The sequence below is a fragment of the Limnohabitans sp. TS-CS-82 genome, from assembly GCF_002943475.1.
Genome location: NZ_PTQX01000010.1, coordinates 99,194 through 125,316, shown reverse-complemented (window position 1 = coordinate 125,316; position 26,123 = coordinate 99,194). Strand labels below are relative to the sequence as shown.

Annotated in this window: 25 protein-coding genes; 9 read left to right on the top strand and 16 right to left on the bottom strand. The window is 57.1% G+C overall.

All coding sequences use genetic code 11. From position 1 onward, the window contains the following. Positions 1 to 8 precede the first annotated feature (8 nt). Positions 9 to 1,448, bottom strand: coding sequence for a UDP-N-acetylmuramate:L-alanyl-gamma-D-glutamyl-meso-diaminopimelate ligase (gene mpl / locus C5F52_RS18900; RefSeq protein WP_104799911.1), 1,440 nt, complete (start codon positions 1,446 to 1,448; stop codon positions 9 to 11). 73 nt (positions 1,449 to 1,521) lie between these two features. Between mpl and C5F52_RS18895 the strand changes: the two genes are divergently transcribed. The 7 genes from C5F52_RS18895 to C5F52_RS18865 all read left to right on the top strand — a co-directional run bounded on the left by C5F52_RS18895 (position 1,522) and on the right by C5F52_RS18865 (position 7,041). Continuing rightward, positions 1,522 to 2,112 (top strand): hypothetical protein, encoded by a 591-nt coding sequence (locus C5F52_RS18895; protein ID WP_104799910.1) that lies wholly within the window; start codon positions 1,522 to 1,524, stop codon positions 2,110 to 2,112. 38 nt (positions 2,113 to 2,150) lie between these two features. Continuing rightward, positions 2,151 to 2,636: a TlpA disulfide reductase family protein gene (locus C5F52_RS18890; protein ID WP_369953275.1), complete on the top strand. Its 486-nt coding sequence runs from the start codon at positions 2,151 to 2,153 to the stop codon at positions 2,634 to 2,636. Positions 2,637 to 2,707: 71 nt separating this feature from the next. Continuing rightward, a complete protein-coding gene (accB, locus tag C5F52_RS18885; protein WP_104799908.1) occupies positions 2,708 to 3,163 on the top strand; it encodes an acetyl-CoA carboxylase biotin carboxyl carrier protein in 456 nt (151 codons plus the stop codon). Positions 3,164 to 3,175: 12 nt separating this feature from the next. Continuing rightward, positions 3,176 to 4,525, top strand: a complete 1,350-nt coding sequence (accC, locus tag C5F52_RS18880) for an acetyl-CoA carboxylase biotin carboxylase subunit (protein ID WP_104799907.1) — start codon at positions 3,176 to 3,178, stop codon at positions 4,523 to 4,525. After that, a complete protein-coding gene (gene prmA, locus C5F52_RS18875) occupies positions 4,525 to 5,406 on the top strand; it encodes a 50S ribosomal protein L11 methyltransferase (RefSeq protein ID WP_104799906.1) in 882 nt (293 codons plus the stop codon). The genes accC and prmA overlap by 1 nt, the downstream gene beginning before the upstream one ends. Then, complete coding sequence (locus C5F52_RS18870; RefSeq protein WP_236657923.1) at positions 5,406 to 6,131, top strand: zinc-ribbon and DUF3426 domain-containing protein; 726 nt, start codon at positions 5,406 to 5,408, stop codon at positions 6,129 to 6,131. The genes prmA and C5F52_RS18870 overlap by 1 nt, the downstream gene beginning before the upstream one ends. 10 nt (positions 6,132 to 6,141) lie before the next feature. Beyond that, entirely contained in the window at positions 6,142 to 7,041 is a 900-nt protein-coding gene (locus C5F52_RS18865; protein WP_104799904.1) for a carbohydrate kinase family protein, read from the top strand. Here the strand turns inward: C5F52_RS18865 and C5F52_RS18860 are convergent, their stop codons facing one another. The 7 genes from C5F52_RS18860 to C5F52_RS18830 form a co-directional block, all read right to left on the bottom strand. Next, positions 7,042 to 7,359 carry a DUF167 domain-containing protein gene (locus C5F52_RS18860; RefSeq protein WP_236657922.1) on the bottom strand — a complete coding sequence of 106 codons (318 nt, stop codon included), beginning with the start codon at positions 7,357 to 7,359 and terminating at the stop codon, positions 7,042 to 7,044. It abuts the gene before it with no gap. Between the two features lie 85 nt (positions 7,360 to 7,444). Then, a complete protein-coding gene (locus tag C5F52_RS18855; protein ID WP_104799902.1) occupies positions 7,445 to 8,032 on the bottom strand; it encodes a histone H1-like DNA-binding protein in 588 nt (195 codons plus the stop codon). Between the two features lie 190 nt (positions 8,033 to 8,222). Beyond that, positions 8,223 to 9,398, bottom strand: a complete 1,176-nt coding sequence (locus C5F52_RS18850; protein ID WP_104799901.1) for a ribonucleotide-diphosphate reductase subunit beta — start codon at positions 9,396 to 9,398, stop codon at positions 8,223 to 8,225. Positions 9,399 to 9,492: 94 nt separating this feature from the next. Next, positions 9,493 to 12,408 carry a ribonucleoside-diphosphate reductase subunit alpha gene (locus C5F52_RS18845; RefSeq protein ID WP_104799998.1) on the bottom strand — a complete coding sequence of 972 codons (2,916 nt, stop codon included), beginning with the start codon at positions 12,406 to 12,408 and terminating at the stop codon, positions 9,493 to 9,495. Between the two features lie 392 nt (positions 12,409 to 12,800). Next, positions 12,801 to 13,385, bottom strand: coding sequence for a 1,6-anhydro-N-acetylmuramyl-L-alanine amidase AmpD (gene ampD / locus C5F52_RS18840; RefSeq protein WP_104799900.1), 585 nt, complete (start codon positions 13,383 to 13,385; stop codon positions 12,801 to 12,803). A 3-nt stretch (positions 13,386 to 13,388) separates the two neighbouring features. Beyond that, entirely contained in the window at positions 13,389 to 13,631 is a 243-nt protein-coding gene (locus tag C5F52_RS18835; protein ID WP_104799899.1) for a PP0621 family protein, read from the bottom strand. After that, complete coding sequence (locus C5F52_RS18830) at positions 13,628 to 14,443, bottom strand: inner membrane protein YpjD (protein WP_104799898.1); 816 nt, start codon at positions 14,441 to 14,443, stop codon at positions 13,628 to 13,630. The genes C5F52_RS18835 and C5F52_RS18830 overlap by 4 nt, the downstream gene beginning before the upstream one ends. A 56-nt stretch (positions 14,444 to 14,499) precedes the next feature. Between C5F52_RS18830 and ffh the strand changes: the two genes are divergently transcribed. Further along, positions 14,500 to 15,885 (top strand): signal recognition particle protein, encoded by a 1,386-nt coding sequence (gene ffh / locus C5F52_RS18825; RefSeq protein ID WP_104799897.1) that lies wholly within the window; start codon positions 14,500 to 14,502, stop codon positions 15,883 to 15,885. Positions 15,886 to 15,954: 69 nt separating this feature from the next. On the opposite strand, the gene C5F52_RS18820 is transcribed toward ffh, so the two are convergent. From C5F52_RS18820 to miaB, 4 genes are all read right to left on the bottom strand, one after another. Then, the gene (locus tag C5F52_RS18820; protein ID WP_104799896.1) at positions 15,955 to 16,284 is read right to left on the bottom strand and encodes a 2Fe-2S iron-sulfur cluster-binding protein; all 330 of its coding nucleotides are present in this window, start codon (positions 16,282 to 16,284) and stop codon (positions 15,955 to 15,957) included. Positions 16,285 to 16,325: 41 nt separating this feature from the next. Then, on the bottom strand, positions 16,326 to 17,792 hold the full coding sequence (locus C5F52_RS18815) for a glutamine synthetase family protein (protein ID WP_236657921.1): 1,467 nt from the start codon (positions 17,790 to 17,792) through the stop codon (positions 16,326 to 16,328). Beyond that, a complete protein-coding gene (locus C5F52_RS18810; protein WP_104799894.1) occupies positions 17,789 to 19,156 on the bottom strand; it encodes a Rieske 2Fe-2S domain-containing protein in 1,368 nt (455 codons plus the stop codon). Before C5F52_RS18810 ends, C5F52_RS18815 begins: the two co-directional genes overlap by 4 nt. Positions 19,157 to 19,256: 100 nt before the next feature. Continuing rightward, entirely contained in the window at positions 19,257 to 20,591 is a 1,335-nt protein-coding gene (gene miaB, locus C5F52_RS18805) for a tRNA (N6-isopentenyl adenosine(37)-C2)-methylthiotransferase MiaB (RefSeq protein WP_104799893.1), read from the bottom strand. Between the two features lie 235 nt (positions 20,592 to 20,826). Between miaB and C5F52_RS18800 the strand changes: the two genes are divergently transcribed. Then, positions 20,827 to 22,029, top strand: a complete 1,203-nt coding sequence (locus tag C5F52_RS18800; RefSeq protein WP_161499733.1) for a carbonic anhydrase — start codon at positions 20,827 to 20,829, stop codon at positions 22,027 to 22,029. Positions 22,030 to 22,110: 81 nt separating this feature from the next. Here C5F52_RS18800 and fliN read toward each other — a convergent pair whose 3' ends face one another. From fliN to C5F52_RS18780, 4 genes are read right to left on the bottom strand one after another with little or no spacing between them, the layout of a single operon-like run. Then, positions 22,111 to 22,491: a flagellar motor switch protein FliN gene (fliN, locus tag C5F52_RS18795; protein ID WP_236657920.1), complete on the bottom strand. Its 381-nt coding sequence runs from the start codon at positions 22,489 to 22,491 to the stop codon at positions 22,111 to 22,113. Positions 22,492 to 22,505: 14 nt separating this feature from the next. Continuing rightward, positions 22,506 to 23,498, bottom strand: a complete 993-nt coding sequence (gene fliM / locus C5F52_RS18790; RefSeq protein ID WP_104799891.1) for a flagellar motor switch protein FliM — start codon at positions 23,496 to 23,498, stop codon at positions 22,506 to 22,508. 11 nt (positions 23,499 to 23,509) lie between these two features. After that, positions 23,510 to 24,109: a flagellar basal body-associated protein FliL gene (gene fliL, locus C5F52_RS18785; protein WP_104799890.1), complete on the bottom strand. Its 600-nt coding sequence runs from the start codon at positions 24,107 to 24,109 to the stop codon at positions 23,510 to 23,512. Between the two features lie 35 nt (positions 24,110 to 24,144). Further along, on the bottom strand, positions 24,145 to 26,052 hold the full coding sequence (locus C5F52_RS18780) for a flagellar hook-length control protein FliK (protein ID WP_104799889.1): 1,908 nt from the start codon (positions 26,050 to 26,052) through the stop codon (positions 24,145 to 24,147). Positions 26,053 to 26,123: the final 71 nt, after the last annotated feature.

The window sequence follows — 26,123 nt, the reverse complement described above, 5'->3', positions numbered from 1 at the left end:
GTGTGGGATCACGCCAAGGCTGCAAGCAGCTTGGCGTGAATGCCACCAAACCCGCCATTGCTCATGCACAGCACATGGTCGCCGGCTTGGGCGGCGGCGACCACTTGGGCAATGACCGCATCGACCGAGCCTGCGACACAAGCGCGCGCACCCATCGGTGCCAAAGCCTCCGTGGCGTCCCAGTCCAGACCCCCTGAATGGCAAAACGCGAGGTCCGCGTCTTCCAAACTCCACGGCAGTTGTGACTTCATCGTGCCCAGCTTCATGGTGTTGCTGCGCGGCTCAAACACGGCCAAGATGCGCGCGTTGGGGCCTACTTTGCGGCGCAGGCCGTCGACGGTGGTGCGAATGGCGGTGGGGTGATGGGCAAAGTCGTCGTAAACGTTGATGTCGCCACCCACCCGCACAACGGTGCCACGCACTTCCATGCGGCGGCGCACGTTTTGAAACTCAGTCAAAGACGCGGCCGCTTGCGCGGGGGGCACGCCCAAGTGCTCAGCGGCGGCAATGGCAGCCAAGGCGTTGAGTTGGTTGTGGACGCCTGTTATGCCCCATCGCACGCGACCTACTTCTTGGCCTTGATGCAGCACGGCAAAATTGTCGGGCTCACCTTGCACCGACCAGCCGTCTGGTCCTTGTGCGTTGGCGCTCACGCCAAACTTAGCCACGCAGCTCCAGCAGCCTTGGTCCAACACACGTTGCAAGCTGTCTTCGTCCGCATTCACCACCACACGGCCGCTGCCGGGCACGGTGCGCACCAAGTGGTGGAACTGGCGCTCGATGGCGGCAAGGTTGTCGAAGATGTCGGCGTGGTCAAACTCAAGGTTGTTCAAGATGGCCGTGCGCGGGTGGTAATGCACGAATTTGCTGCGCTTGTCGAAGAAGGCCGTGTCGTATTCGTCGGCTTCAATCACGAAAGGCGTGCGTTTGTGGGCTGCCACGTCGGCTTCGGAGCTCAAACGTCCCAAACGTGCTGACACGCCAAAGTTCATGGGCACGCCACCGACTAAAAAACCAGGCTCCAAGCCTGCTGCTTGAAGAATCCAAGCCAGCATGGAGGTGGTCGTGGTTTTGCCGTGCGTGCCTGCAACCGCTAACACGTGGCGAGGCTGGCTGGGGTGGTGCAACACATGTTCGGCCAACCATTGCGGGCCGCTGGTGTAGGTGGCGCCGCTTTCCAAAATGGCTTCCATCAGCGGAAATTTCGGTGAGCCGTCGGCCAAGCGGGCACGGGAGACCACGTTGCCAATCACATACACATCGGGGTTAAGGCGCATTTGGTCGGCCTCAAAGCCTTCGATCAGTTCAATGCCCAAGGCTCGTAGTTGGTCGCTCATGGGCGGGTAGACGCCCGCATCGCAACCGGTGACTTGATGGCCCGCTTCACGTGCCAACGCAGCCAGTCCACCCATGAACGTGCCGCAAATTCCCAAAATATGTATGTGCATGCCCTGATTTTAGGTGGGTGTTCCCATCGCCCTTGATGTTGTCTCGCGCGGCTTGGCGCGACAATCGCTATCTATGAATACGGTTCAAGAAGAAATTGCAGCCACGGCAGCACGCATGGTGGTGGAAGAAGGCTTGGAGTACGGCGCTGCCAAACGTCGCGCGGTGAAACAGCTGGGCTTGAACGGCCGTGCGCCATTGCCAAACAACGACCAAGTGGAAGATGCGGTGCGTGAGTACATCGACTTGTTTTGTGCGGACACGCAGCCTGCTGAATTGCTGGCCTTGCGTCAGTTGGCTGCGGTGTGGATGAGTCGTTTGGTTGAGTTTCGGCCCCATTTGAGCGGTGCAGTGTGGCGCGGTACCGCGACCGCTTTGTCTGATATTTACCTGCAGTTGTTTTGTGATGACCCCAAATCGGCAGAGATTAAGCTGATTGACCACCAAGTGCGCTACGAAGTGAGTACGGTTCAGGGCTTTCATGGCGAGGCTGTGGATGCCCTGAGTATGGTCTGTGCTTGTCCAGGCTTGACGCAGAAAGCGGTGGTTCATTTGATGATTTATGACCACGATGATCTGCGTGGTGCTTTAAAACCCGATGCCCAAGGTCGAACCCAGCGTGGAAATTTGACGGCCTTAGAACGAATGATGAAGGAAGAAGCATGACGATATCAGCAACACGTCGCCATTGGCTGTACGCCGGTGTGGCTGCGGTGGCAGGGTTAGCGGGGGCTGGTGTGGCATGGCGGCGTCATGCGCTGACAGACATGCCAAGTGAGGCTTTGTCGACCCTTTGGGCCTCTGAGTTTGAGTCGCCAACGGGAGAGGTGTTGCGACTGGCTGATTTTCAAGGCAAGCCCTTGGTGCTGAACTTCTGGGCCACTTGGTGCGCCCCCTGTGTCGAAGAAATGCCGTTAATCGATGCCTTTTACCGTCAAAATTCAGCAAAAGGTTGGCAAGTTTTAGGCTTGGCGATTGATCAACCCAGTCGTGTGAGGCAATTTTTGGCTCAACATGCGGTGTCTTATCCCGTCGGTTTGGCGGGTTTGAATGGCACGGAGCTTGGCAAAGTGCTCGGAAACAGCCAAGGTGGGCTGCCGTTCACGGTCGTTTTAAATGCGCACGGGCAATTGAAACAGCGTAAATTGGGAAAATTGTCAGAAGATGAAGTAAATAACTGGGTTTTATAAGCCTAGATTTTGAGAGCGGTTCACGATTTGGTGTAAATTAGCACCTTATTTACAACAAATAAGGTGTAGTTATGGATTTGCGAAAACTCAAGACGTTGATTGACCTGGTCTCCGATTCCAATGTGTCTGAACTCGAAATTACAGAGGCTGAAGGCAAGGTCCGCATCGTCAAGAGTGCACCAGCGCCTGTGGCGATGGTCACGCAAATGATGGCAGCACCCGCCGCAGCCGCACCTGCCCCCGTTGCTGCAGCGCCTGCGCCAGTGGTCGCGGTGGTTGAAGCTGTGCCCGCAGGTCACACGGTGAAGTCACCCATGGTGGGCACGTTCTACCGCTCGTCCAGCCCCGGTGCTAAGTCGTTTGTGGAAATTGGCAGCCAAGTCAAACAAGGCGACACCATCTGCATCATCGAAGCGATGAAGATCTTGAACGAGATCGAAGCTGACAAGGCAGGCACGATCACCCAAATCTTGGCCGAGAACGGTCAGGCAGTTGAATACGGCGCGCCCTTGTTCATCATTGAATAAGGGGTTCACGCCATGTTCAAGAAAATTCTGATCGCCAACCGTGGCGAGATTGCCCTTCGCATTCAGCGCGCCTGTCGCGAGCTGGGTGTGAAAGCGGTGATGGTGTACTCCGAGGCTGACCGTGACGCGAAATATGTCAAGTTGGCCGACGAAGCTGTGTGTATTGGCCCTGCGGCATCGGCTCAGAGCTACCTCAACATGCCCGCCATCATTGCGGCGGCTGAGGTGACCGACGCTGAAGCGATTCACCCTGGCTACGGCTTTTTGAGCGAAAACGCAGACTTTGCAGAGCGCGTCGAGAAGAGCGGTTTCCAATTCATTGGCCCCACCGCTGAGTCGATCCGCATCATGGGCGACAAGGTGTCGGCCAAGCAAGCCATGATCCGTGCCGGCGTGCCTTGCGTGCCGGGTTCGGAAGGCGAGTTGCCTGATGATCCTGCCCAAATCCGTCGCATTGCCAAGAGCGTGGGCTATCCCGTGATCATCAAAGCCGCGGGCGGTGGCGGTGGTCGTGGCATGCGCGTGGTGCACACCGAAGCGGCTTTGATCAACGCTGTGGCGATGACCAAGGCCGAAGCTGGGACAGCCTTCGGCAACCCAGCGGTGTACATGGAGAAGTTCCTCCAAAACCCACGTCACATCGAAATTCAAATTTTGGCCGACAAGTTCAAGAATGCCGTCTATTTGGGCGAGCGCGATTGTTCGATGCAACGTCGTCACCAAAAAGTGATCGAGGAAGCGCCTGCACCTGGCATTCCCCGCAAGCTGATTGAGAAGATTGGCGAGCGTTGCGCAGCGGCTTGTAAAAAGATTGGTTACCGCGGCGCGGGCACCTTCGAGTTCTTGTTTGAAAACGGCGAGTTCTATTTCATTGAGATGAACACCCGCGTTCAGGTGGAGCATCCCGTGACCGAGTACATCACCGGCGTGGACATCGTGAAAACACAAATCATGGTGGCCGCAGGTTTGAAGTTGCCGTTCACGCAACGCGACATTCATGTGCGCGGTCATTCGATCGAGTGCCGCATCAACGCGGAAGATCCGTTCAAGTTCATCCCGTCGCCTGGCCGCATCACCATGTGGCACGCGCCCGGTGGTCCTGGCGTGCGCGTGGACTCGCACATCTATACCAACTACTACGTGCCGCCAAACTACGACTCAATGATCGGCAAGATCATCGTGCACGGTGACACCCGTGACGAAGCTTTGGCACGCATGCGTACGGCTTTGAACGAGACCTTGGTTGAAGGCATCAACACCAACATCCCGCTGCACCGCGAGTTGATGGTGGACGCCAAGTTCATGGCGGGCGGTACGAACATTCACTACTTGGAAGAGTGGCTCGCCGCTCACAAGCGTTGATGTTTGAACTGCGACTGATGTGCCCTGAAGAGGGTGTGGAAGCCATCAGCGATGCGCTGGACGCCTTGGATGCGTTGAGCGTGTCGGTGGAAGACGCCGATGCACAAACCGATGCCGAGCAAGCTTTGTTTGGCGAGCCCGGCATGCCACCACCCAAAGGTGGCTGGAAGCGTTCGCGCATCGTGGCCTTGTTTGCTGAACAAACGGTCGCGCAAGACGCTGCGCGTTTGTTGGCGTTGCAAGACTTCTTTGCCGGCTCTGAAGTGTTGGGCATTCAAGCGGTGGCGGATCAAGATTGGGTGCGTTTGACGCAGTCGCAATTTGCGCCTGTGGACATCACGCCTGAATTTTGGATTGTGCCGACGTGGCATGAGCCACCCGCGCAAGCCAAGAAAGTCATTCGCCTTGACCCCGGTTTGGCATTTGGCACCGGCACCCATCCGACCACGCGCATGTGTTTGCGCTGGATTGCCACCCACGATGTGACCCAACAGCGTGTGCTCGACTACGGTTGTGGTTCGGGTATTTTGGCGATTGGCGCAGCGTTGCATGGCGCGACGTTGGTCGATGCGGTGGACATCGACGATGCGGCCGTGACAGCTACCACGTTGAATGCCGATGCGAACAACGTGCGTCTGAATGCGGGCTTGCCCGATCAAGCATCGGGCGTGTACCAAACCGTGTTGGCCAACATCTTGGCCACGCCGCTGAAAGTGCTGGCACCGCTGTTGTGCAAGCATGTGGCCGCTGGTGGCCATTTGGTGTTGGCAGGCATCTTGGAGCGTCAAGCGCAAGAGCTGAAAGACGCGTACGCACCGTATTGCGCATTGCAAGTCAGTGACCAAGAAGACGGTTGGATTTTGATGACCGCGCAACTCTGATGGACGTCACCTACTGCCCCACCTGTGCCACTTCTTTCAAAGTGACACCTGACCAGCTCAAGTTGGCCAATGGTTGGGTGCGGTGTGGTCGTTGTACATGCGTGTTTGAAGCTTTGGCGAATTTGACGCCACCCGTCGCACTCAGTGACACGGCGTCACTGGCGGCAATGCTGGCGGAACTTGATCTGTCGCCAGCGCTTTCGACGACCGCTGTGTCATTTGATTCCCCAGCGGCGTCCCTAGCGGCGTCTCCAGCGCGTTCTCATCGTGGTGTTTGGATTCTTCTCAGTGTCATCTTGTTGCTGCTGTTGATGGTGCAAGCGTTATGGGTGGGGCGTCATGTGGTGTTTGCCCAAGTCCCCGCATTGCGTCCTGCGTTGCAAGCCCTTTGCGAACCCTTTGCCTGCGAAGTCACGTGGCCACGCGAGTTGGATGCCGTACTGATTGAAAACAGCAGCTTCAGTGAGGCCCCTGCGGGTGGTTATATGGTGCAGCTGCGTTTGAAAAACACAGAGCATTACCCCGTCGCTACGCCTGCTTTAGAGCTCAGTTTGCTGGACTTGCAAGACCAAGTGGTGGTGCGCCGTGTGTTCACGCCAGAAGAGTTGGGTTTGGATGATCACCTGCTGGCGCTGCGAGAGGCGCGCACGCGCGTTAATTTTGATTTAGAAGCCGCTGCCAGTCAGCGCATCACAGGCTTTCGTGCCTTGGTCTTCTACCCTTAAGAAAGTTTTTATGGCTTCGTTGATTTGCGGCTCATTGGCCTTTGATTCCATCATGACCTTTGAGGGGCGATTTGCTGAGCAAATCTTGCCCGATCAATTGCACATTTTGAACGTGTCATTTTTGGTGCCCGCCTTGCGCCGTGACTTTGGGGGCTGCGCTGGCAACATCGCTTACAGCTTGAAAATGTTGGGCGGACAGCCTTTGCCCATGGCAACGCTGGGTTCTGACGGTGCTGATTATTTGAAGCGATTGAGCAGTCTGGGTATTTCGACCGAGTTTGTGCGTCAAGTGGAAGACACTTACACCGCACAGGCCATGATCATGACCGATCGGGACAACAACCAAATCACGGCATTTCACCCAGGTGCCATGATGCAGGCGCACAGCCTGCGCATTGAAAAACGTGCGGACATCAAGTTGGGCATCATTTCCCCAGATGGCCGAGATGCCATGCTGCAGCACGCAGAGCAGTTCAACGCCGCAGACATTCCCTTCGTATTTGATCCAGGCCAAGGCTTGCCGATGTTCGATGGCGATGCGCTTGCGCGCTTCATCGATCAAGCGACGTGGGTCACCGTGAATGACTACGAAGGCAAGATGCTCAGCGACCGCACAGGCTTGAGCCATGCTGACATTTCACGCCGTGTGGACGGTTTGGTGGTGACCCTAGGCGCGCAGGGTTGCGAGGTTTGGGTGGCGGGCGAGAAGACCGTCGTTCCGCCTGTCAAGGCGCTTGAGGTGGTTGACCCGACTGGTTGCGGCGATGCTTGGCGAGGTGCTTTGTTGTTTGGTTTGGAGCAGGGCTGGTCGTTGGCTCAATGTGCAGCTTTGGGTAACCAAGTCGGTGCTTTGAAAATTGCCCAACGTGGGCCACAGAATTACAGCGTGACTGAGCTGATTTCCGCTTAATCAACGCTGTTCAAGCGTCAGCGCTGTCCATTTCGCCGTCTCGCATGCGGCTGCCGTGACGCGCAATTGTTTGCGTTTAGAAGTTTGCCCGCGCACGAGTTCTACATGTCGCTTGGCGATGTCTAAAGTGTCTGCCAGCCATGCCGCGAGTGCCAAGTTGGCTTTGCCATCCACGGGCGGTGCATGCAGACGTACGCGCAAGGCGCCATCGTGCACGCCATCGGCCTGTGTACGCGATGCGTTGGGAATGACATGAATGTCCACGATCACATCGCCCGCTTTTTCGCGTCGCAGGTAAGAAACATCAGGGATGGTCATCGACAAAAGCTCCATAAGAAAAAGCCCGAGACCTTTCGGTTTCGGGCTTGAGCTGACGGTAAACCGTCGCCACGGATCTGAATGATCAGGGCTTGCTGGCTGTTGGAAATGGCCAAGCAGCTTGCGGGTTCAGCGTGGTCTGCGCAGCGGCTGCTTTCGCAGCTTTCTTGGGAGCAGGTTTTTTAGCGGCTTTCTTCGCGGCTGGTTTTTTAGCTGCAGGCTTTTTAGCGACAGCAGCTTTGGCTACTTTTTTCGCTGCAGGCTTAGCGACTGGCTTGGCAGCAGCTTTTTTAGCGACTGGCTTTTTAGCAGCAACAGCTTTTTTGGCGACTGGTTTAGCAGCAGCTTTTTTAGCGGCTGGCTTGGCAGCGGCTTTTTTGGCTACTGGCTTAGCGGCAGCAACTTTCTTAGCGACTGGCTTTTTAGCGGCGACAGCTTTTTTGGCTGCTGGCTTAGCGGCAGCAACTTTCTTAGCGACTGGCTTTTTAGCGGCGACAGCTTTTTTAGCTGCTGGCTTAGCGGCAGCAACTTTCTTAGCCGCTGGCTTTTTAGCAGCGACAGCTTTTTTAGCCGCTGGTTTAGCGACGGCTACTTTTTTAGCTGCGGGCTTTTTGGCCACAACAGCTTTCTTTGCGGGGGCCTTTTTAGCGGCCGGTTTTTTTGCAGTTGCCATTTATGTTCTCCTAGATCGGATTTAGATCATTGGGTGAAAACACTTCGCACTTGTTTTAGTGTGCAAAGCGATTCATGGCGCTGGACCCGGGTCCAACCCCATGAACACGGTGTATCCACCACAACGTCTCGATCACGGACGTTTTTAGCTGTGGCAGACAAATTAGGTGACATGTGTATCGTGAATCAACTTAGTCCCAAGACAAAGCACCACCCGATTGGTACTCAATCACACGGGTTTCGAAGAAGTTGCGTTCTTTTTTCAGGTCAATCATCTCGCTCATCCAAGGGAAAGGATTTTCCTCGTTGGGGAACAGCGCTTCCAAACCGATTTGCGTGGCGCGGCGGTTGGCGATGTAGCGCAAATAACCTTTGAACATGGATGCATTCAAGCCCAACACGCCACGTGGCATGGTGTCTTCGGCATAGCGGTATTCGAGTTCGACGGCTTGCATGAACAAAGCGTTGATTTCGGCTTTGAACTCTGCTGTCCACAGGTGTGGGTTTTCGAGTTTGATCTGGTTGATCAAGTCGATGCCAAAGTTGCAGTGCATGGACTCATCACGCAAGATGTATTGGTACTGCTCAGCAGCGCCTGTCATCTTGTTTTGACGCCCCAAGGCCAAGATTTGTGTGAAGCCCACATAGAAGAACAAGCCTTCCATCAAGCAAGCAAACACGATCAACGACTTCAACAGGGTTTGATCGGTTTGAGGTGTGCCAGTGTGGAAGTTGGGGTCCATGATCGCGTCGATAAACGGAATCAAGAACTCGTCTTTGTCGCGGATGGATTTGACTTCGTGGTATGCGTTGAAGATCTCGCCCTCATCCAAGCCCAAAGACTCGACGATGTATTGGTAGGCGTGTGTGTGGATCGCTTCTTCAAACGCTTGACGCAGCAAGAACTGACGGCACTCAGGCGCCGTGATGTGGCGGTAGGTGCCCAACACGATGTTGTTGGCGGCCAACGAATCGGCCGTCACAAAGAAGCCGAGGTTGCGCATGATCAAACGGCGCTCGTCATCGGTCAAACCGTTGGGGTCTTTCCACAAGGCGATGTCACGCGTCATGTTCACTTCTTGCGGCATCCAGTGGTTGGCGCAAGTGGCGAGGTATTTTTCCCAAGCCCATTTATATTTGAACGGCACCAACTGGTTGACGTCGGTTTGGCCGTTGATGATGCGCTTGTCTGCAGCCGTCACACGGCGGCTGGCGCTTGATGTTGATGAGGTTGCAGAGGCGCGCGCGTCAACAGGCTGCGAAGCAGGCGTTGTCGAAAGAGGTGGGAGATCCATCGGGCGGCTGGAGGTGCCGCTTGTAAGAGGTGATGGCGATGAGGGCTTGACTTCTTCGTCCCAGGTCAACATATGTATTTATCCAATGTGTGAATTATGGATGCAAGAAAGTGAATCGCAAAGCGATCACGCACTTCCTTGCAAATTTTTGTTGTGCAATTGCAAATTACTGACAGGACTCGCAGGTGGGATCATCCACACCGCAGAACTTGATGTCAGTGGCGGGGATGGCATTCATCTGCGCTTGCGCTGCAGCGGCAGCTGCTTCGAGTGCACTCATGCCACCTGCTGCTGGGCCCGAAGACACAGCGTTGTGTGAGCCGGCTTGTACAGTTGATTTCTCAACTTGTTGCGCGCTGGAGGTGCGGAGGTAGTAAGTAGTTTTCAAGCCACGCAACCAAGCGAGCTTGTAGGTCTCGTCGAGCTTTTTGCCCGACGCGCCCGCCATGTAGATGTTGAGCGATTGCGCTTGGTCAATCCACTTTTGGCGACGTGACGCAGCTTCGACCAACCAAGTGGGTTCCACTTCGAATGCCGTGGCGTACAAGGCTTTGATCTCTTGTGGCACGCGGTCGATGGGGCGCAGTGAGCCGTCGAAGTGCTTCAGGTCCATGACCATCACGTCGTCCCACAAACCCAGACGCTTTAAGTCACGCACCAAGTAGCTGTTGATGACAGTGAATTCGCCAGACAGGTTGGACTTGACGGACAAGTTGCCAAAGCAGGGTTCGATCGAGGCGTCCACGCCAATGATGTTGGAGATGGTGGCGGTGGGCGCGATGGCCACGCAGTTGGAGTTGCGCATGCCGTCTTGGGCGATCTTGGCACGCAGTGCGTCCCAGTCCATGGTCTTGGAGCGGTCCATCTCCAAGTAGCCACCGCGGGCTTCGGTGAGCAAGTCGATGGAGTCCAGAGGCAAGATGCCTTTGTCCCACAGCGAGCCTTTGTAGCTGGCGTATTTGCCACGTTCTTTGGCCAATTCGCTGGACGCCCAGTAGGCGTAATAGCAAACAGCTTCCATCGAGCGGTCCGCAAATTCGACGGCCTCTTGCGACGCATAGGGCACACGCATGGCGTACAAGCTGTCTTGGAACGACATGATGCCCATGCCCACAGGGCGGTGACGCAGGTTCGAGTCACGCGCTTTTTTGACGGCGTAGTAGTTGATGTCGATCACGTTGTCGAGCATGCGCATCGCCACGGTGATGGTGCGCTTGAGTTTGTCGTGGTCGAGCTCTTTGCCATTGGCCCCGTCTTTCAAGTGACGCGACAAGTTGACCGAGCCCAGGTTACACACCGCAGTTTCGGTGTCGCTGGTGTTCAGCGTGATTTCGGTACACAGGTTGGACGAGTGCACCACGCCGACGTGTTGCTGAGGTGAGCGCACGTTGCATGGGTCTTTGAAGGTGATCCATGGGTGGCCTGTTTCAAACAGCATGGTCAGCATCTTGCGCCACATGTCGGTGGCTTGCACGGTTTTGCTGGGCTTGATTTCGCCGCGCTTGGCTTTGTCTTCGTAGGCTACATAGGCTTTTTCGAAGGCCGCACCGAACAAATCGTGCAAATCAGGCACGTCAGAAGGCGAGAACAAGGTCCACTCGCCTTTTTCCATCACGCGACGCATGAACAAGTCAGGGATCCAGTTGGCGGTGTTCATGTCGTGCGTACGGCGACGGTCGTCACCGGTGTTCTTGCGCAGTTCTAAGAACTCTTCGATGTCCAAGTGCCATGTTTCGAGGTAGGTACACACAGCGCCTTTGCGCTTGCCGCCTTGGTTCACCGCCACAGCGGTGTCGTTGACGACCTTCAAGAATGGCACCACGCCTTGTGATTCGCCATTGGTGCCCTTGATGTGGCTGCCCAAAGCGCGCACGCGGGTCCAGTCGTTGCCCAAGCCGCCCGCAAATTTAGAGAGCAAGGCGTTTTCTTTGATCAACTCGTAAATGCCGTCCAAGTGGTCAGGCACGGTGGACAAGTAGCAGCTGGAGAGCTGTGAACGCAAGGTGCCGCTGTTGAACAACGTGGGTGTGCTCGACATGAAGTCAAACGATGACAGCACTTCGTAGAACTCAATCGCGCGGGCTTCGCGGTCGATTTCGTTGAGCGACAGGCCCATGGCCACGCGCATGAAGAAAGCTTGTGGCAGTTCGATGCGTGTTTTGCGCACGTGCAAAAAGTAGCGGTCATACAGCGTTTGCAGGCCGAGGTAATCGAATTGCAAATCGCGGTCGGCTTTGAGGGCTTGACCCAAGCGCTCCAAGTCGAACTGCAGCATCTTGTCGTCGAGCAAGTCGTTCTCGACACCTTTTTTGATGAACTGTGGGAAGTATTCGGCGTAGTGTTGGCCCATGTCGGCGTGCAGCACTTCTTTGCCCAACACTTCTTTGGCGATGGTGTGCATCAGCAAGCGTGCGGTGGCGTAGGTGTAGTCAGGGTCTTTTTCGATCAGGGTACGTGTGGCCAAAATCGCTGCTTTGTAGACCTCGTCCATGGGCACGCCGTCGTACAGGTTGCGCATGGTCTCGGCCAAGATCGGTGCGGGTTTGACGTCAGCACCCAAGCCCGCGCAGGCGTCGTTGATCAGGCGTTGCAGGTGTGGCACATCCAACGGCACGCGTTGACCGTCATCGATCACATGCAGTTCAGGGGTTGCCGGTGCGGCTTGTTCTTTGGTGTGCGCACGCTCTTGTGTGCGGCGCTCGCGGTAGAGCACGTAGGCACGCGCGATTTCGTGGTGGCCACCGCGCATCAAACCCAATTCAGCTTGGTCTTGCACGTCTTCAATGTGGAAGGTGCCGCCGCCTGGGCGTGAGCGCATCAAGGCGCGCACCACGTTTTGGGTCAAGACATCGACGGTTTCGCGCACGCTGGCAGAGGCGGCGCCTTGTGTGCCGTGCACCGCCAAGAACGCTTTCATCATCGCCACGGCAATCTTGGCCGGCTCAAAAGGCACCACGGCGCCATTGCGACGGATGATTTGGTAGTGATTCAAGCTGTTGTGGGTGTCGGTCACGGCGCGATCTTGCGCCATGGGAGCGTGTTGCGTAGCGGCCCCGGTGGGGGTGTGTTCTGCTGTTTGCATATCGTTGTTCTTCCTTGCTTGGGGTTCAGTGGCGTGGGTCTTGGGGCGAGCTGTGTCGCGCATTCAAAACCTGCTGCACAGTGTCTTTTGATGAGACCTCTGTGCCAACACCACACACTATATCTGGTGTTTGGTGCTGCGTCTAAACACTACCGGTAGTGTTTTTGTATGTATTGGTATTCATTTTTATTGTATGAAAATTCATGCCCATCCATGGGGCATCTGAGCATGCTGCGTGGGGCCAATATCGATGGGGATTTTTAGAAAATATCTTGATCTCAAGCGGCTTTTGAGATCCTTTGGGCTGCGAATGCCCATGCTGTCTTAAGTTGCTGGGTGGGTGCACAAACTCTGTGCAACTTAAAGCGCTCTGATATTTTTTTAGGATCTGACTAAAGAAAAATATTTTTCGGAAAAAATTGTGCTTTCCAGCCCAAACTTCGGCGCAAAAGTGGCCAATCAAAGCCTGAACCTGGGTCTTGTTTGCGTCCGGGCGCAATGTGTTCATGACCTGCTATGTGTCGTGCGGGGTAGTGTTGGGCAATCGCCGCACACAGGCTGCTGAGCGTGTCGTATTGCTCGGGCTCAAACGTTTGGCCTTCCAAACCTTCTAACTCAATGCCAATGGCATGGTCGTTGCAGTTGTCACGCCCCAAATACTGCGACTTGCCCGCATGCCAAGCTCGGTCGTCGCAACTGACAAACTGAATCAAGGCACCGTCACGGCGGATGAAAAAATGCGCCGACACTTCCATGCCTCGAATCTTTTCAAAGTAAGGGTGCGCGTCCCAATCCAAGGTGTTGGTGAAGAGGGCGGCTACTTCTGGACCACCGTATTGACCGGGTGGCAAGCTGATGGAATGGATCACCATCAAGTCAGGACGCACGTCTGATGGGCGCGGTCCAAAGTTGGGGGAGGGCGTGTGTTGTGCGAAGTTGTACCAACCGGCGCGCCACAACGTGGTGTCAGCAGGCATGTGTCAGCCTTCTTGGCGCTGCCGGTGCGCCGCGCTGCAATACAGGCCTTGCTTGCCTTGTACGGCGTCAGCTTCTGGCACATGGGCGCCGCAATGGACGCAGGGCACCATCACTTGTGGTCCACCGTGCTTAGAGCGTGAGGCTTTGGTGGTCTTCTCGGGTGTGTCGCCAGAGGTCGTTTGGCGTTGCTGGCGAAGCCACCAAATGCCAGCAAACACGATGACCAGCCAAATGAGGTATTTCATGCCACGCGTCCCAACACGACTTCCAGCACAAAGCGCGAACCCGCATAGCCTAGCAGTAGCAAACCCGCACCGATGTACAGCACCCGCACGGCTTTGCGACCCCGCCAGCCAAAGCGGTTGCGCCCCACCAACAGCACGGCAAACGTGAACCATGACAGTAAAGAAAACACGGTTTTGTGGTCCCAGCGCCATGCCGCTTTGGCGCCGTACAAACTGTCGCCAAACAACCAGCCCGCCGCCAGTGTGGCGGTGAGCAAAGTAAATCCGGCTTTGACAAAACGGAAGGTGAGTCGTTCGAGGGTCAAAAGCGGCAAACCCACAGCCGTGTCTGTGGTGGCCATGCGCATGCTTTTCTCAGCGCGCGTCATCATCCATGCATGAACCACGGCGGCGGCAAACAAACCATACGACGCAACGCCCAGCGCCAAATGCAGGGGCAACCAAGGCGATGCCGCCGTGTGCAGCGGCGTGCCAGGAAAGAGGGCCGCGAGTAACACCACCGCGGCGCCTAAGCCGGTCAGTGTCCAGCGTGTGCGCAGTTGGGGGAACCAGTGCTGCTCCAACACATAAAAGGTCAACATCAGCCAAGCGGTGACCGACAGCGCGGGCGCGAAGCCAAAGCGCAAGCCCTCAGACTGCGGCCCAAAAAGCGCAAACACCAAGCCTAAACCGTGCAGGGTCCAAGGCGCCCACAGCAGCCGATGGCCTTGGCGCAGTGCCAAACGCGGGCCGATCAACGCCGTCAGCGCATAAGCCGTTGCGGTCAAGAGGCTGAGCCACAGAGTGACGGAGGAGTCGCTGGCTAAAATCATGCGACAAGTTTAGCGTTTTGCTTGACTCCTTCACCTCTCCCATTCAAGGGTTTTATATGGCTTCAGCCCTGACCGACAAACTCTCGCGCCTCGTCAAACAGATCAGCGGTCAAGCCCGCATCACCGAGAGCAACGTGGCCGACATGTTGCGCGAGGTCCGCATGGCTTTGCTCGAAGCCGACGTGGCCTTGCCCGTGGTGCGCGACTTCATCGCCCGTGTCAAAGAAAAAGCGCTGGGCCAAGAAGTGGTGGGCTCTTTGCAGCCCGGTCAAGCCTTGGTCGCCATCGTCAACCAAGAGTTGACCGCGACCATGGGCGAAGGCGTCAGCGACTTGAACCTCGCCGCGCAACCCCCCGCCGTGATTTTGATGGCCGGTTTGCAAGGCGCCGGTAAAACCACCACCACCGCCAAGCTGGCGCGTTGGCTCATCAACCAGCGCAAAAAGAAAGTGCTGACCGTCTCGGGTGACGTGTACCGCCCTGCGGCGATTGAGCAGCTCAAAACCGTGACCGCTCAAGCCGGTGCCGAGTGGTTCCCCAGCTCCCCCGACCAAAAGCCCGAAGACATCGCCCGCGACGCCCTCGACTACGCCCGCAAGCATTACTTCGATGTGTTGCTGGTCGACACCGCCGGTCGCTTGGCCATTGACGAAGCCTTGATGGCCGAGATCAAAACCCTGCACCGCGTGTTGAACCCTGTTGAAACCCTGTTCGTGGTCGACGCCATGCAAGGTCAAGACGCGATCAACACCGCCAAGGCCTTCAGCGAAGCTTTGCCTTTGACGGGCATCGTGCTCACCAAGCTCGATGGCGACTCACGCGGTGGTGCTGCGCTGTCGGTGCGTCAAATCACCGGTGCGCCCATCAAGTTTGCGGGCACCAGCGAAAAGCTCGATGGTTTGGAGTTGTTCGATGCCGCACGTCACGCCGGTCGCGTGCTGGGCATGGGCGACATCTTGGCCTTGGTCGAGCAAGTCACCGCGGGTGTGGACATGCAAGCCGCGCAAAAGTTGGCCGACAAGGTCAAACGTGGCGACGCCTTTGACCTCAACGACTTTTTGGCCCAAATTCAGCAAATGCGCCAAATGGGTGGTTTGTCCAGCTTGATGGACAAATTGCCCACGCAAATGGCCGCCAAAGCCAGTGAAGCCGATTTGACGCGCGCTGAAAAAGACATCGGCCGCAAGCAAGGCATCATCCACAGCATGACGCCGCAAGAGCGCAGCAAACCCGACCTCATCAAAGCCACCCGCAAACGCCGCATTGCAGCAGGCGCGGGGGTTCAGGTGCAAGACGTGAACCGCATGCTCAAAGAATTTGAGCAAATGCAAGACATGATGAAAAAGATGCGCGGCGGCGGCTTGATGAAGATGATGAAAAAGCTAGGCGGCATGAAGGGCATGCCTGGCATGGGCGGTGGCGGCTTCCCCGGCATGCGCTAAACCCGCACATTAAGCCCTCACTCTCTGCCCCCACACGGCTTGGCCCGGCCCAGACCGTGTGACGCATCTTCAATATTGGCTGGCCGGCAAATCGATCTGCATGCCGTTCATGCCTTCGGTCAGCGTGATCTGACACGACAAACGGCTGTTTGCCTGGCGTGGACAGGCGGCAAAGTCGAGCATGCCGTCTTCGTCATCCGTGATGGCGGGCAATTGACTCAACCAAGGTTCACGCACCATCACATGGCAGGTGGCACAGGTGAGGGTGCCTCCGCAATCTGCGGCGACGCCCTCAATGTCGGCCGCCAACGCAGCTTTCATCAAGGTTTGGCCGGCTTTGGCGGTGATGGTTGTGCCTTGGGTGTCGGCCGCATTTTCAAAAATAACAAGTTCAATCATGTGGGTCTCACTGCGCCAGGGTCGTGGCGGCGTTGGGTGGATCAAATACGCCCGAAGTACTCGCGGCGTTGAAACTCTAACTGGTCTTCTGCCGCGTCCATGCGCGCTTGCTCTGCCGCTTTGATGCGGCTGTAGTAGCGCACAAAGTCGGCGCCAAAGCCTTGCCCCATCGCCGTGTCGGCTTGCAGCGCGGCCAAGGCATCGCCCAAGGTGTTGGGAATGCGCGTGCTGCTGTCATCGGCCAGTTCGGCGTAGGGCGCTTCGGTGGCTGCGGGCGGCATCAGTTGCTGGCGCATGCCAGACAAACCGGCGTGAATTTGCGAGGCCATGTACAAATAAGGGTTGGCCGCGGGCTCTCCCAAACGGTTTTCAATACGCGTCGCGCCATCGCCCGCTTGGCCCACCACGCGCAGCATGGCTCCTCGGTTGTCGCGTCCCCACACGATGGACTGTGGTGCCAAAGCGTTGGGCCGGAAGCGCCCGAAGCCGTTGGCCGTGGGCGTGCACATCACGGTCATGCCGCGTGCGTGTTGCAGCAAGCCCGCCAAATAGTGGGTGCCTAGGTCCGACAAGGTGTGGCGCGCCTCTGTGGCTTGGGTGTGCGGTGCGGGGGCGTCGCGCATGAAGGCGTTGCGGCCTGTGTCCAGCGCCACCAACGATTGGTGCAAATGCCAACCGCTGGACATGATGTGTGCAAAGGGCGGGCGGCACATGAAAGTGGCGTGGTAGCCCGCGCGGCGCAAGGCTTGTTTGACGGCGCTGCGAAACAGCACCATGTTGTCAGCGGCGGTCAGCGCGTCGGTCGCGTCAAACACGGCTTCGACTTGGCTGGGGCCCAGTTCAATCTCCAGCGACAGCAGCGGCAAGCCCAGCGCTTGCGCCGTGTGTTGCACGATGCGCAGCGGCTCCTCGCTCATGTCAAAGCAGTGCTCGGACAACAAGTTGTAGCCTGGGTGAATCAAGCTCACCTCAGGACTGGGGCCTGGCCAAGCGGCGGTGTACGGGTCAAGGTCGTGGCCGTGCGTGGGGTCTTTCAGGCGGTAGATGTGAAATTCCACCTCCAAACCGCAGACCATGCCCAAGCCCTGTTGCGCGAGCAAGCCGAGGGCGTGTTGCAGTTGACGGCGCGTGTCAAAGGGCACGGGCGTGCCGTTTTGAAACACGGGTTGGCATTGCACCCAACCAGTTTTCTCGGCCCAAGGCAGAACGTGAAAGCTCTCGGGGTTGGCCATCAACAGCAAGTTGCTGGCGAACTCAAAGCCCGGCAACTCATCGGCCATGCCCGCTTCAAACACTTTGAACGCCGTGCGGTCAGACGTGTCTTTGAGCATCAAGGTGCTCACCATGCCCACGCCGCTGCGCAAGGCGTTCACAGCCGCTTTGGCCGTCAGCGTTTTTCCGCGCAGCATGCCGTGCGTGTCGCACCACGCAAAACGCACCAGTTCCAAGCCGCTGCTTTCAATCAGACGCGCGGTGTGAGCGAGGGCGTCGTGCTTGGCTTCGCTCACGATTGACTTTCAGGCAAAGCCGCATCCCACGGGGCGTTGGCGCGTTTGCTGGCCACGGCGTGCTGCCACCAGTTCTCCCAATCTTGCGCGGGGGCGATGCCGTCGACTGTATTGGGGCCCATGCGTTGGGCGGCAATGTCGGGCTGCGCCAAGCCCATGGGCAGTTTGCCCGCTTCCACATCGTCAATGGCTTTGAGCAGATTGCGGCGGTTGGCCATGATGGCCACATCGCTGGTGCCCAAGTGCTCGCGTGTGCGGTCTTGGATGGGGCCCATGCTTTCGCAGGCCCATTGGTCGTGCACGTTGATGTCGTGCTCGCCCATGCCCAGGTAGGTGCGGGTGTTTTGCTCTTCGGGGTCGAAGCCCCAGTTGTTGTGGCGGCCTGATTTGGGGATGTAGTCGGGCAAGTCGATGGCGCTGAGGCGCTGGTTGCGCATGGCCTCTTTGTCGACTGGGCCTGCAAAGCTGGTGAACACCGAGTACCAATACGTGTGCGTGTCGTCCACGGGCACATGCATTTGCGTGATGGTCATGGTCTCGGAGAGCGGAATCACAAAGGTGTGCGGAAAAATGGCGTTGGTCACCCGCACATGGGTGAGGGCTTCGGTCATCGGACGCAGCGCGGTCAGGCGCATGCCAAACGGCATGGGCTGGGTGGTGATTTTGGGCTGGTCAAACTCACGCATGACTTTGGTCATGGGCCAGCGCTCGCCGTTGATGTCGCCCGCACTTGCGCCGCGGAACTGCTTGCCGTAGGTGTCGTCCAGCGACTCGTCCGAGAAAAACCGGTGCAAGAACGACGCATGTGCGGGGTCCACCCCCACCTCAAACGCTTGCAGCCAATTGCATTGCCACAGGCCTTTGAACGCAAACGTGTGGGTGCTGGGCGCGGTGAAGCAGTCCAGCGCTGGAAAGGGCGGCGGCGTGCTGTCTTCGGGGCCGAACCAACCAAACAAAATGCCGCTGCGCTCCACCAGCGGGTAGTTGCGTTGCTTGACGTGTTGGCACAGCTTGCTGCCTGTGGGCTCGGCGGGTGTTTGTACGCACTGGCCCGACACATCAAACTTCCAGCCGTGAAATGGGCAACGCAGCCCATCGCCCTCGTTGCGACCAAACGACAAATCGGCCCCTCGGTGCGGACAGTCGCGGTCCAGCAACCCAAACTCGCCTTGCGCGTTTTTGAACAGCACCAAGTCTTGGCCCAAAACGCGCACCGCCTTGACGGGGCGAATGCCCATGCGCGGGTCCAGCGCGGGGTTGAACTCATCCACCAAGGCCACAGGCTGCCAATAGTGGCGCATCAAATTGCCGCAGGGGGTGTGGGGGCCAATGCGCGTAACGCGCTCGTTGTGTTCGGCTTTCATGGGCAGGTTCTCTATGGTTGAACTCAGTTTATACAAGCCCAAACGACAACGAGTCGCACAAAGGCGACTCGTTGGCTGGGGTTGATCGCAAGCTCGTCGCTTACTTCACCACCACCTCACCCCGCAATGAATGCGGGTTGGCCTCGGTCACTTTCACATCAATCAACTGGTGCATCAAGCGCTCAGGGTTCGGCCCTGCGGGGAAGTTGACGATGCGGTGGCACTCGGTGCGGCCGCGCAACTCGTTGGCGTCTTTCTTGGAGTAGCCGTCCACCATCACGCGTTGCACGGTGCCCACGCGTTGCACGTTGATGGCGTGCATGTTGTCGTTGATCACCTTTTGCACTTCTTGCAAGCGGCGCAGCTTCACCGCGTGGGGCGTGTCGTCGTGCAGGTTGGCGGCGGGGGTGCCAGGGCGCGGGCTGAAGATGAAGCTGAACGAGTTGTCAAAGTACACATCGTCCATGAGCTTCATCAGCTTTTGGTGGTCTTCTTCGGTTTCGCCGGGGAAGCCCACGATGAAGTCTGAGCTCATCGCCATGTCTGGGCGAATGGCGCGCAGTTTGCGCACCGTGCTCTTGTATTCCATGGCGGTGTAGCCGCGTTTCATGGCCATCAAGATGCGGTCGCTGCCGTGCTGCACAGGCAGGTGCAAATGGCTCACCAGTTGCGGCACTTTGGCGTAGGCGTCGATCAAGCGCTGAGTGAATTCGTTGGGGTGGCTGGTGGTGTAGCGGATGCGCTCAATGCCAGGAATTTCGGCCACGTACTCAATGAGCAACGCAAAGTCAGCAATCTCGGCGGTGTTGCCCATCACGCCACGGTAGGCGTTCACGTTTTGGCCCAAGAGCGTGACTTCTTTCACGCCTTGCGCGGCCAAACCGGCCACTTCCACCAACACGTCGTCAAACGGACGGCTCACTTCTTCGCCACGGGTGTAGGGCACCACGCAGTAGCTGCAATATTTGCTACAGCCTTCCATGATGCTCACGTAGGCGGTGCCGCCTTCGACGCGCGCAGGGGGCAGGTGGTCGAACTTTTCGATCTCGGGAAAGCTGATGTCCACTTGCGGGCGCATGAGCGATTCGCGTTGGTTCAGCAAATCGGGCAAGCGGTGCAGGGTTTGGGGGCCAAACACCACGTCCACATAAGGTGCGCGGGCAATGATGGCGTCGCCTTCTTGGCTGGCCACGCAGCCGCCGACGGCAATTTTGACGCCCTTGGCTTTCAAGTGCTGAATGCGACCGAGGTCCGAGAACACCTTTTCTTGCGCTTTTTCACGCACCGAGCAGGTGTTGAAAACGATCAAGTCGGCTTGTTCGACGTCGTTGGTTTTTTCGTAGCCTTGGGCCGCGCCCAAGACGTCGGCCATCTTGTCCGAGTCGTACTCGTTCATTTGGCAACCGAAGGTTTTGATGAAGACTTTGGGGCTCATGCGAGCGCCTCCCCGTGGGGCAAAGTGCAGCGGTTCATGGTGTTGATCCAGAGGCTGTTGATAAGACCACCATTGTAATTCGCAGCCCCTTGCCAACCCAGCGGCCATAATTCGCCGGCTCAACCGTGCATTAAAGCTTTGTGGACTTGGAGCCGATATGCATGCACCTGCCTTGAGAGAAGCCGCGCGCTGGTCTCAAGGACATCTATCAATGCACCCCTTCAAGTGAATGGCCATGAAAAAATACCTACGTCTGATTCTCGAAATTGTCCTAGGCCTGTTGCTGGCGGGCGCTGCGGCGTTTGCTTACATGAATTACAGCGCCAAAACTCATGTTGTCAAAGAGCTGACCGAGGCCAGCGAGGGCATGAGCGAGGCGCAAGAAGAGTTGGAAAAACTCACCAAAGAGCTGGAAGAAGCCAAAGACGAGCTGAAAGAGATGCAGCCTGCCGTGACTGAATTGGCCGCCGTTAAAGATGCGTTCAGCAACGGCGTGGTGTTGGAAGAGTACGACGCGTTTATCAAAGCCCAAAAAGGCCCGATGACCAGTGATCGTCAATTGGGCTTGGGCGCTTTGCGTTTGTTGACCCGTGGTGCGAAAGATCCAGAAACCATTTCGGCTTTTGAAAAATCCCTTGAAATGGCGGAAGTCGCTTCGCGCCTCAAAACCATTTGCGCTGCGCAAAACGCCTTGGTCGCTGCTGGACAAAAAGTCAAAGTGTTGGCGGACTGTGCCGTTGCCAAAGAGCCGGTGCATGCCAAAAAAGACGGTCACCATGCCGTGCATTGGGCGTACGAGGGTGAGATGGGCCCAGAAAAATGGGGCGACGAGTTCCCCACTTGCGGCACGGGCACCAAGCAATCGCCTTTGAACATCACGGGCCCCTTTGCGAAGTCCAAAGATGTGTTGACGGTGGCGTACAAAGAAGGCCCGCTGAAAATCTTGAACAACGGCCACACCATCCAAGTGAACGTGGAGCCAGGCAGCACTTTGAAGATCAACAAAGACGTCTACAACCTGTTGCAATTCCACTTCCACCGCCCCAGCGAAGAGCAAATTGACGGCAAGCCGATGGCCATGGTCGCTCACTTTGTGCACAAAAATGCCGAAGGCAAGTTGGCTGTGTTGGGCGTGTTGCTCAACGAAGGCAAAGATAACGCGTCCATTCAAACGCTTTGGAACAACGCACCCAAATCAGAAGGCCCCGAAGTCAAGCCTGAGAAAGCCAAGTTCGACCCAGCTACTTTGGTGCCCGCTGCGTTGACCCATTACAACTACGAAGGTTCGTTGACCACGCCACCTTGTACCGAAGGCGTGAACTTCTACATCTTGAAGACGCCCGTCGACATTGGCAAGAAGCAAGTCATCGACTTCCCCTTCAAGCGCAATGCACGTCCTGTGCAGCCTTTGAACGGTCGCAAGATCAACGCGAACTGATCACGGTTTCTGCCCCCCAAGAAAAATGCCTGCAATTGCAGGCATTTTTTTGGCCGCTTGAAGCGGAGGGAGCAAAGTGAATTAAATCAGCTTCAGGCGTTCCGAAGAGGGCACCACGCGGGTCAGGCGCACGCCGTAGCGGTCGTTGACCAGCACGATTTCGCCTTGGGCAACCACCGAGTTGTTGACCAGCAAGTCCAGTGGTTCGCCAGCGATGCGGTCGAGCTCGACCACGCTGCCTTGGGTCAAACGCATCAGGTCTTTGATCTTGATTTGCGCGCGGCCCACCTCGATGGACAAGGTGACCGAAATGTTTTGCAAGATCTCGGGGTTGATGTTGCCGGGCATGCTCGGTTTGAAGTCTTCCAAGCTGGGCTCCGCGTTGCCAGCCAACATTTGGGCCAGCCCCGCTTGGGCGTCTTCGTCGAGTTCGTGGGTTTGGTCGTCAGTGTTATCAGTCATTTGAAAGTCCTGTCTCAGATTTTTCCGTGTACGTGTTCGTGGTCGATTTGAACGGCGACTTGTGAGCCGCGTGTTCCCACGTTGACGTGGAAGGTGGGGACGCCGCTGGTGGTCATCAGCGCCGTCTCGTCTTTCTTAAAGAAGAGCAAATCGCCTTCTTGCAAGTTGTTCAAGTGGTGCAACGTGGTTTTGACTTCGCCCATGTTGACCACCAATTCCAGTTTGGCGTCACCCACGGCCGCAGCCAAGTCGCGACGCCAAATCTTGTCGGACTCTTCGTTGCCTTCGCCACTTTGCACGCGGCTGCTGAGCAGTTCGCGCACGGGCTTGAGCGACGAGTAGGGGTAAACCAAATCGATGAAGCCTTTGCCGCCGCTGGCCGTGGCATCGGCTTCAAAGCGGCTCAGCACGACCAAGTCGTTTTCATCGGCAATTTGTGCAAATTGAGGGTTGATCTCAGAGCTCACATGCTCGCACTCGATGGGCAACAAAGGCCCCCAAGCTTCTGTCAGTGAGCGAAAGAACACCTCCAAGATAATTTTGATGATGCGGCTTTCGGTGGGCGTGAACAAACGGCCCGAGGGCAGCTCGCCCACACCTTTGCCAAAGCCACCAAAGAAGCTGTCCAGCGAGCTGAACACCACGTTGGGGTCGATGATGATCACCGAGTTACCGCGCAGCGGGTTCATGCGAACCATGTTGACCGAAAGCGGTGGCTTCAGCCCTTTGAGGTAATCGCCAAATTTCAAGATCTGCACGCGGGTGGGGTTCACACGCGGGCTGGTACGCAGCACTTCGAGCAAGCCCAGACGGAACAAACGGATGAAACGCTCGTTGATCATGTCGACCGACGAAACGTTCACGCCTAAGCTGCTGTCTTCGCTGGCGAGGTCGTGCTTGCGAACCCGAACACGGGTGTTAAAGCCGGTGTCGGTCTCGATCGAACCGTCGCGCACACCTTCAGAGAGGGCGGCCAGTTCTTCTTGCGAGAGCAGGTTGGATTTCATGGACTTGTGCGTTACTGCATCACAAATGAGGTGAAGAACACGTCTTCAATGCCACCGAAGTCTTCGTACTTCATCAGCATTGCATTCATGACTTTTTTGATATTGGCAGCCAGCTCGGTGCGGAACTCTGGCTTGGCAATGTCGGCTTCGGTGCTTTGACGCATCACGTCCAGAACCGCTGAGCGCACGGCGAACTCGTGCTTTTTGACGTTGTCAAACACACGGCTGTCGTAATGGGTCATGACGGCGATTTGCACCACCATCACTTTTTTACTGCCCGTGATGTTGGTCATGAACTCTTTGTCGATTTGCAAATACGTGTTTTCAAAGCGCGTGGTCTCCGACTCTTTTTTCACCTTAGAGGGGCCAGAAGGTGCGGCGCCATGCGCTTCTTCGGCGGCTTTTTCGAGCTCGTCGACTTTGTCGTGGGCGGCGGCTTCGCTCTTGTGCTCAAAGTAGCCAGACATGAACAAGGTGCCAAATACACTGCCACCGATCAGGATGATGAGCGACAAGACGATCACCAAAATCAATAAGATTGGCTTTTTCTTTTTCGGCTTGACTTCGCCTTCTTCGGCGGGGGCTGCTGCGGCTGCGGGTGCGCTGGACATGGGGTTTACTCCTGTTATTAGATTGTCATGCGTGTTTAGGCGTACAGGTCAAGCAAGGACGCATTGGCCTTGTTGCGGGTTTCGGTGGCGTTGGCCACGTTGTCGCTGCCCTTGACTTGCAATGATGAATTGTCACCAACTTGAGACGGTTTTGATGAACCGCGAGATGGGTTTTGTTGTGCGTTGCCGCGGTCTTGTCCGATGTGCATTTGACCGGCATGAATGCCAAAGTTTTCAAGTGCATCGCGCAAGCGCTGGCTGCTGTTTTGTAACAGGTCGCGTGTGAGTGGGTTTTCGGCGCTGAACACGGCGTTGAGTTTGCCGTCTTTCATTTCCAGCTGAATTTCGACGCCACCCAAATGGGCAGGGCGCAAACCGAATTTCATTTTCCATTCGCCATCGCTGAGCTGCTTGTGCATGCGGGCGGCCATTTCGGTGGCCATTTTGTCGCTCAACTGGTCGTACACCTCGCTCATGGGCGTTGTCGTGGCGACTTGCGATGTGGCGTTTGCGTTCGTTGTTTGTGCAGGGGCGGTGGTTTGTGCCAAGGCTTGGGCAAAACCTTGACCGCCGTTGTTGCCTGACGAGGGTTGCTGCTGCGCATCGTCGCCGCCTGCGGTGTTTTGCGAGAACTGTGCCACCAAATCGCTGATGCTCTGCTCGGTGACGTTGCCGCCCAGCAAGGACAAGGCATCCAGCGTGCTGGATGGTGTGCTGAGCGAGGCTGCGGCACCCGAAGTGGTCATGGCCATGTTTTGTAACGAAGCCACCGGCGCGGCAGCGGGTGCCGCGATGGTGATTTGAATTTGTTGGATCGACGCCATCTCGGCGGCGCTCAAGCCCAGTTGGACAGGCTGCTGTGGCGCGGTGCTCAGGGGACTGGTAGCCGCCATCGTGGTCGATGCCGATGCCGATGCCGATGCCGTGGCAGATGCCGTGGCAGATGGCCGGCTCATGAGCGGCAAATCAGTTTGTGCGGACGCGACAGCAGTGGCTGAGTTTGAATCAGGCAAAAGCCCTAAAGCGGCCAATTGTGTCGCTGCTGAAGAGGTTGGTGTTGTCGATGGCAGGACGGGGGCGGGCGTCGTGGCTGTTGCTGCGGGCATGCCTGCGAAAGCGGTGTTCAAGGTTTGCAGCAATGGATCTGTTGCGTCCGTCGCAGGGGTGGCTTGTCCGGCGAGTACGCCAGTGGTGGCTGGGTTAGCCGTGCCATCGCCGAGTAGCTTTTGAATCGCAGCTTCGTCTAGGCCCATGGATTTGGCAAACGCCGTCAAACTCTCTGCGTTGGGCGTGGCGCTGGGCGCGGTGATGATGTGCATTTGCGGGCTGAGCGCGATCGTGCGCAAAGACAGCGAGGCTTCGGAGGGGGTGGGGGCTGCACCTTGGGTTGGCGCGGCGGGCGGCATGGCCATCATGGCGACTTGCGCCAATAGCGTGGCATCGGCCGCATTCAAGGCTTTGGCGCTGGCTGCATCACGCAGCGCTTGTGCGCGTTGTTCGGCGCGCTTTTCATCCGTGCTCTTTTCGGCGGTGTTCTTTTCCGCATCGCTTTTGTCAGCGTCGCTCTTATTTGTGTCGCCTGCTCGGTCTTGGCTTTGCGCCACGTCTTGATTGGCCTGGGCATCGCGGGACGTCGCTTGTTGGCGGTCGTCGTTCAAGCGTTGTTGGGTGGCATACGACGTGTTGGTGGCCCATTGCGCCCGCTGTGTTTGGTCGGCTTGGGCGCTGATTTCGGGCCTAGGCGGCGTTTCAGCGGCAAAACTTGGCCGCTCCGAGGCGGACAGCCGCTGGAACTGGCGGGCCATGATGTTGGCGAAGTCTTGCCCTGCGTTGGTTCCCGCGTCGGCCCGCACCCCCGCCGCCAGCCCTTGTGTGGCGCTGGTGGAGAGGCTTTGGGGCACGGGAGGTGCCGGTGGCATTTGAAGGTAGCTGGACAGGTTCATGTGTGCTTTAAAACGAGTTTGCCTATGACTTAAGCAAAAACCGTGACAGGTCACATCTTGCCGCTGCTCGT